Origin of the sequence: Streptomyces sp. NPDC102441, from assembly GCF_044765585.1 — a bacterium.
Classification (GTDB): domain Bacteria; phylum Actinomycetota; class Actinomycetes; order Streptomycetales; family Streptomycetaceae; genus Streptomyces.
Genome location: NZ_JBIWKH010000030.1, coordinates 48,869 through 55,801, shown reverse-complemented (window position 1 = coordinate 55,801; position 6,933 = coordinate 48,869). Strand labels below are relative to the sequence as shown.

Sequence of the window (6,933 nt, the reverse complement as noted above, 5' to 3'; positions counted from 1 at the left end):
AGGCCCGGCCCTTCAAGTGGACCAAGACCGCCGACCAGATCCTCGACCGGATCTGCCGCTACTGCTCACGCATCTCCGAACCAGGTCACTAGGCACGGGGCAGCAGCCGCCACGACCATGCATGCCTTCCCGACGTAGTGATGAGCCCCGTGTGGCCTTGAGTCCGCCCATGCCGCTTCGTCAGCTACTCGGCTTCGCAGGCGCGTAGAGGACCTCCCTGTGCGGTCCCAGCGCAGGCCAGTTCGCACAGACCCTGGCGCACCATTGAAGTTCAGCCACCACTCCCGGTATCCCTGTATGGCCTTCGCACGCTCCGTTACGATGAGCGGCACGATTGTTGGCACGTGACACGGACAGGCCCAGAACAGGCCCGCCCTGCCCCGGGCCAGGTGATGCCGCACAGACGTACGCCGCGGGACGGGGCTAGCTCCGCTCCGGACTGCGTCTGGCGACAATGCGTCCGACCTACGGGGGTGCGGGCGGGATGCGTGGGGTGGGCAGTGCGGACCGACTTCGGGGACCTTGTCGTGGACCAGGCCATCGTCCACATCGTGCCCAGGCGCGCCCAGAACGAGGAACTCTTTCCGCTCCAGCTCAGCCAGACGTTCTGCCGCCTGGACGAAGACGTGCGCTACGAACTCCAGGGCAAACTGCGTGACGTCTTCGCCCGCCTGGGGCGCGAGGTCATCGAGGACCCGGAACTCAAGTCCCCCCTGCCCGACGCGGTCCGCGCCTTCCTTGGCGCTGAACAGGACCTCGTCCAAGTCTCCGGGGAACTGGCACACGCACTGCGCGACAGCCAAGGAGGAAACAGCCCGGCCGGGCTTCTCTTGGTCGCCTCCGCCCGCCTGGACGGCCAGCAGGCGCTGCTGATGGTCAAACTCGAGCACGAGACCGGCATGCAGACCAACGAGATCGTCACCGACGGCCTGCGCACCTTCGCCATGCAGTACCTTGATGACCTCCTGCTCACCCAGAAATCCAAGGTGTACAAAGTCGCCCTCTTCTCCGAAGAGGGGCTGACTGAACCAGGACTTCAGGGATGGGCTGCAGACCCCCAGACATCGGGCAAGGACGTGGCCCGCTTCTTCCTCGAGAAGTTCCTGGGCTGCCGGCATCAAAACGACCCCAGGGAACTGACCCGCCGCTTCCACGACACCGCGATGAACTGGGTCAACAGCCGCTGCACGGACTCAGACACCCGTATGAACTACGTCCTGGCCACTATGGTGGAACTCCAGAGCCCCACCCCGACACTGGACCCCACAGAGTTCATCCGCACCCACTTGCGCGACGCGCACCAGGCCGACCTTGCCGCGTTCCTCGCCGAAAACGACGTCCCTATCGGCACCTTCGAGAAGAACACCGAGCTCATCAGTAACAGGCTCCAGAAGATGCGGGTGGACCTGTCCAACGGTGCCTTCCTCGTCGCCCCGGTAGAAGCCATGCAGGACGGAACCATCCAAGTAGAGGACCTCGGCGACGGCCGGACGACGGTGACAGTCACCTCGACCGTCACCAAGACCAGCAGCGGAGCAACAGCGGGCCGCCCTCCCAAACCACCCACTCAGCGCCCTGAGCTGCCCATCCAGGCCGAGACACTTCCTGGATTCGAGACAATCCGCGCCCTCCCCAAACAAGCCACGCCTGCCCACAACGGACACGTGCTCCCACCGGCCCAGACGTGACGTTCCGCGGCACCCTCCCCAACGCTTGGCTGGGTCAGCCGTGCCCCTGAGCGCCGATGAGGCATTCCAGCGCTATCAACACGAACGACCCCGCATCGAAAAGGCAGCCGAGGCGACCAAGACACACCTGGAGCATCACACCGCCCTTCGCGGGATCGCCTGCGAGGTGACCGCCCGCGCCAAGGAGGTCAGCAGCTTCAACACGAAGATGTACCGCAAGGGCTACACCGACCCCTGGAAGGAAATCACCGACAAAGCTGGCGTACGCGTCATCGTGCCCCACAGAGGTCTGCTTGACCCCGCCCTGAAAATGATCAAAGAGTGCCTCGACGTCCGGTGGGTAGAGGACGACCGGGACACCCCCGGTGACGAGGACCACCTGCGCTATCCCCGCCTGCACATCCAAGCCGTCATGGTCGGCAGAGAAGAAGACCCCGACGGCAACCCGTACGACTGTGAGATCCAACTACGCACCGAGGCCGTCGACTTGTGGTCACGCATGTCCCACAAGCTCCTCTACAAGCCCGGCGTCACCCCACCCCTCGATGTCAGACGCTCGCTGTACCGTCTGATTGCCCTGGTCGAACTATTCGACCTCGAGGTCGAACGGGGGGTAGAAGCCATGGCACAGCACCCCGACCTTGCACGCAGCAACCACCTCCTCAACACGGCCGCACAGATCTACCGCACCTTCACTGACCACCCCTACAGCACCGACCTGTCCCACGAAGTCATCGACACCCTCTCCCAGACCATCGACGACCCCACCGCCTACAGCGAGCAACTCACCCAGTTCACCGAACGCTTCCGCGAGCGTCTCGAACGTGCCTACACCGAGTACGGACCCACCAGCGTCCTTTTCCTCAAGCACGGCCGCTACCTGCTGGCCAGCCAGCCAGAAAGCCTGATTATCTTTGAACGGCTATCCCAGATCCGTTCCCGCTTCGACCTGCACATCGCCTGGAAGAACAGCGAGCTACCGGACAACATGATCACCGACATGGCCCAGATCTGGGGAGTCGCCCTATGACGGGCCCAACACAGCCCGAGCCCCCAGCCCTCGCGGCCGCCACGGCGATGTTCATCGAGGTCCTCGTGGTCGGCATCGGCGCGCTCACCGCAGCTGTGCTCCTCCTCGTTGCTCTGATCGGCCCAGCTATCACGGCCAAACTCGCCCCCCTAGCGGGCTCCTCCGCGGTGGCCGGAGTAGCGCTCGCCGCCGCCTACGCCCTGGGCATTCTCATCGACCGGGCGGCCGATACCGCCCTCACGCCACACCGCCGTCGGCTGCGCACCCGCTTCTTCCCCTCCAACACCGCCTACGCCCAAGCGCGCTTGCGCCTGGCCGACTTCCCGGTCTTGGCAGCCCGGGCGGACTACGCACGCTCCCGCATGCGGATCTGCCGCGGATGGACCCTCAACACCCTGGCCCTGACTCTCACCGCGGTCCTGGCTATGCTGCGCTACTCCTTCGAGCACCGCCTGCTCATCCTCTGCGCCACCACCGTCTTCGGCCTGGCGACCGCCTTCGGCTTCTACCGTGTCTGGCGTGCTCTCACCACGACGGGCTATCGCAAACTCGCCGAACAGACCGCCACGCCCGCGGCCAGCCAACCAGTGCCCGCCCAGCCTCAGCCCGATCCTGTATCACCCTGAGGCGTCCGCCTGCGCATGCCATGCAACGAAGCCGGACGTGCGGTCAAAGAAGGGGCGCGGTGGCCTGGGTGAGGCGCCGCAGGGCGGGGGAGCGGGCGGCGCCCTCCTTACTAGAAGATCTACTGCCGCGCGGCGTGTTCGTTGTTCTGCGGCCGCCGTGTACAGAGGGCGCGCGACGATGAACTGAACCGTGATGCCGGGGAAATGAGCCTGCCGGAGGATGTCGTGGAAAGAATCGTGATCAGCGCTGACCATGTACACAATGCGGAGACGGTCCGCCGCCGGCAACGGCAGTTCATTCCGCCGTCCGAGTTGCATCCGGACCTTGCGACCAGGGCCGACACTGCCCTGCTGGACCAGCTGTTCTACGCGACGGTGGACGAATGCCACGAGTGCCGGTCAACGCTCCTCGACCACGTCGCCAGCGACGTATGGTCGACACGCAAACTGATTGACTGGGCATGCCTGATCACTTCGGAGACGTACTGCGGGCTTCCCGCGGAACTCGTCGATGAAGACGCGTCAGCGGATACCGTTTTCCGCCCCTCGGCCACCTTCCGTCGGCTCGCTGCGGAGTACCACAACTCAGGACCGACCAACGCCATCTACGACGCGTGCACAGCTAAACAGCGCCGGGAAGCGGCGGACACCGCCGCCGCCCTGGTCGACGGACTCCAGGTGTGGGGAGCGGACTTTCTCTACCAGTGACCCGTCCGCCCCTACCCCTGCGAACCTCCTGCCGATGCTCCCAAGGAACCACCTGATGTGAGAGGCCTTCAAAATGTCAGTCAAAGAGCCACTTATTTGGCAGTGGCGATCCGTAGTCAATAGGTCTCTCGCATTGTCATCTGCTGCATCAGGCGCGGCTGGCGGTGGCGCTTTTACTGACAAGATGTGGCGTTTCTGCGCTGTCATTTAAGTGGCGCCTCCTATACCTTTTCGAGGCCTCGATCGTGTCGATGGCCCGCGTGGAGGGCGTGGACCCGCTCCGGGCGGTTCTAGGCTCCTCGCCGAAACCCCACGCATCTTCGTTCCGGAAGTACGGAGATGTGCCAGCCGCTGCCCCCGCCCTGCTGCCTGCGGAACCCGCCGCAGTGGCGCCGGGGCCGGTGTGCAGCGCTCTCGTCCGGGAGCTCGTCGAGGGGGCTACCTCGGCCATCATGGTCCAGCGCTGCAAGCTGGCTGCTGCCTCGTCGCGCAGCTGCTGGTCGTACCCGTCGAGTTCCAGCTCGCCGGGCCGGAACCGGGCGGCTTCCTGAGCACCGGATCCATCAGCGTCGCTCACTCTCTTGAGGGAACGACGTGGGGCGAAACCCGTGGTTAGGCTGGCTCCTTGGAGCTGTTGGCCTACCGGAGGGGTGGGAATCCGCATGGCAACCGTTGCGTCGGTGACCGAAAGCGATCTGCGTACGATGCTGGCCGAGCGAAGCGGCATGGACAAGGACGTGCTCTGGTACCCCGTCTCTGAGGTAGCGCGCACCTTCGGCCTCGCGTGGCCGCTGACCGCAGACCGGGCGGAGGGGGTGCTGTCCGACCTACTCGACCAACTTCGCCGGGTCCTGCCTCCCCCGCGCGAGGAACGCCCGGATCAGGGGTATGTGTACCTGTCTGAGATCACGGACCGTTATCAGCGCGGAGATACCCGCCACATCCTCAAACGCATTTCTCGCTGCGGGGTAACCATGGCGGCCGGTGCTTTCGGCGGCGACGACTACGACCCCCACGCGGAGGAGGGGTGGGGCGCCCGTCCCTCAACCGCTCCCGACAGCTACGGCGACAAGCCGGACTGGGCCTGGTGGCGTGCGGTCCGCGCAGCAGGCTCGCGCCCGCTCTACCAGATGCCCGACCCGTATGTCGGACAGGGTGCGCCTCCCGTCGACCGCGCATTGGGCCTGCACCGGACAGGCAACGCAGACGCCTGCCGCGCGGCACTGACAGCAGCGGTCCGCGAAGACCCACGGCAGATCGACTGCTGGGCGCACCTGGGAAGCGAGGCGGTCGACCGTGCCGGGGTCGACGACTCCGCAGTCTTTGAGGCCCTCGGCCACTACCAGACTGCCGTCGCCGTCGCCGAGCTGTCCCTCCCACCGGCCTTCAACGGAGTCCTCGCCTGGGGAGAGCTGAATAATCGGCCCTTCCACCGGGCCATGCACGGCCTCGGGCTGACATGGTGGCGCCTGGGCGAGCACGCGAAGGCCGCGACAGTCTTCAGCAACAGTCTGTGGACTAACCCCGGTGACAACCAAGGCATCCGCTACCTGATTAGGCAGGTACAGGCGGGTACCCCGTGGGCTCAGGTCAAGGACTGACCGAGGCCGCGCCGACGCCGCGCCCCGGACTGGCCCGGTAGAGGCGCCACAGCAACCAAGCGCGCACCATCCCAGGCGTACCGGGGCGGCAGGCTGGACTGTGCTGTGACTGGCCGATTGGACGATCGCTGCGGTTCACGCCCTCGACGCCGGACACCGGTCTGACCGATGTCAGTGCGCGGAGGTAGCGTCGGCGCATGTACATGAAGGCGGAGCCTGACGAGGCGTGGGAGAAGCTGCGTGCGAGCCGGGCGAACCCGCCCGGCAAGGCCAGCAGCGGAACGCGCCGGAAAACGTACGCGGCGGCACTGGAACAAGCAGAGCAGATGTTCCGCGCGGCCGCCGTGGTAGGCCCCGCCACTCGCCCCCTGCAGGTCTTCTACGGTCTGAGCCAGGCCGGCCGGGCCATCGCCGCCGCCGCGGTCGACGTCAAGGGCGAGGGCTGGCGCCTGGAGGGGCACGGCGTCAGGGCCAGCGGATTCGACAAGCCCTTCGCCGACATCGAGATCCGCACCGACCCTGCCACATCGCGGAGCAGTTTCGTGCGCCTGAGCCAGCTCCTCGACTCCCCGGTCTGGGCCAAGGACCCGGTGCGTCTCGAAGACCTCTGGGACATGCTGCCGGTCAACCTCGAGTACCCGCTCACGGACCGGAACCGGCACCCCGCCCTGTACACGGACGATCGCAGCATCCACGGCGACCCCCACCCCCTGCTGCACGTCCCCGTCTGCGACATCCCCGACTGGGTCATCGACGACGGCAGTCGGAGGGCGGCCAACGCGTTCTTCGCGAAGTACCCCGGGCTCGCTCAGCATCACGAGTATGCCCGTCGGACACCCAACCCCGACGGCCCACCGGATTTCACCCGCTACGACCACGGCGGCGGCGAACTCCGGGTGAGCTGGCTCATGCCCCAGGGCAACGCGCTCGTCGAGGAGCGCCGTAAACACCTGCGTGGCCTCTCCCGCAGCCACGGAGACTCGCGCTGGTTCCTGCCGGCGATCGAACCGACAGGCCGACAACCGCATCTACTGATGGTGTGGTGGTCGGTGGTGTACACGCTCTCCATGCTCGCCCGCTACGACCCAGCCGCCTGGGCCGGACTCATCAGCGTGGACGGCAGCCACCACGCCGTCCCCATCGAAGGCGTACTCAAGCGCGCCATCGGTTTCCTTCCCGGCCTCATTCTCCGCACCGTCGAAGAAGTCTCAGGCTGACGCCGCAGACCGCGAACCCGTCTGCCGCAGTCAGCACCCGCTCAGACAGAAGCGATCCGTCCC

General features: G+C 66.1%; 6 protein-coding genes. All 6 read left to right on the top strand.

The window, feature by feature from the left end; genetic code table 11:
- The first annotated feature begins 527 nt into the window (after nt 1-527).
- Nucleotides 528-1,688 (top strand): nucleoid-associated protein, encoded by a 1,161-nt coding sequence (locus ACIREO_RS39465; protein WP_404119874.1) that lies wholly within the window; start codon nt 528-530, stop codon nt 1,686-1,688.
- 40 nt (nt 1,689-1,728) lie between these two features.
- Complete coding sequence (locus tag ACIREO_RS39460) at nt 1,729-2,718, top strand: hypothetical protein (RefSeq protein WP_404119872.1); 990 nt, start codon at nt 1,729-1,731, stop codon at nt 2,716-2,718.
- A complete protein-coding gene (locus ACIREO_RS39455; protein ID WP_404119869.1) occupies nt 2,715-3,344 on the top strand; it encodes a hypothetical protein in 630 nt (209 codons plus the stop codon). Before ACIREO_RS39460 ends, ACIREO_RS39455 begins: the two co-directional genes overlap by 4 nt.
- A gap of 204 nt (nt 3,345-3,548) precedes the next feature.
- The gene (locus ACIREO_RS39450) at nt 3,549-4,052 is read left to right on the top strand and encodes a hypothetical protein (RefSeq protein WP_404119867.1); all 504 of its coding nucleotides are present in this window, start codon (nt 3,549-3,551) and stop codon (nt 4,050-4,052) included.
- A 662-nt stretch (nt 4,053-4,714) separates the two neighbouring features.
- Complete coding sequence (locus ACIREO_RS39445) at nt 4,715-5,653, top strand: hypothetical protein (protein ID WP_404119864.1); 939 nt, start codon at nt 4,715-4,717, stop codon at nt 5,651-5,653.
- A 197-nt stretch (nt 5,654-5,850) separates the two neighbouring features.
- A complete protein-coding gene (locus ACIREO_RS39440) occupies nt 5,851-6,870 on the top strand; it encodes a YaaC family protein (protein WP_404119861.1) in 1,020 nt (339 codons plus the stop codon).
- Nucleotides 6,871-6,933 lie beyond the last annotated feature (63 nt).

What these genes read in the sequence shown, in the direction of transcription:
- ACIREO_RS39455 (WP_404119869.1), top strand. Translation starts at nt 2,715, where the DNA reads ATGACGGGCCCAACACAGCCCGAGCCCCCAGCCCTCGCGGCCGCCACG.
- ACIREO_RS39450 (WP_404119867.1), top strand. Translation starts at nt 3,549, where the DNA reads ATGAGCCTGCCGGAGGATGTCGTGGAAAGAATCGTGATCAGCGCTGAC.
- ACIREO_RS39445 (WP_404119864.1), top strand. Translation starts at nt 4,715, where the DNA reads ATGGCAACCGTTGCGTCGGTGACCGAAAGCGATCTGCGTACGATGCTG.
- ACIREO_RS39440 (WP_404119861.1), top strand. Translation starts at nt 5,851, where the DNA reads ATGTACATGAAGGCGGAGCCTGACGAGGCGTGGGAGAAGCTGCGTGCG.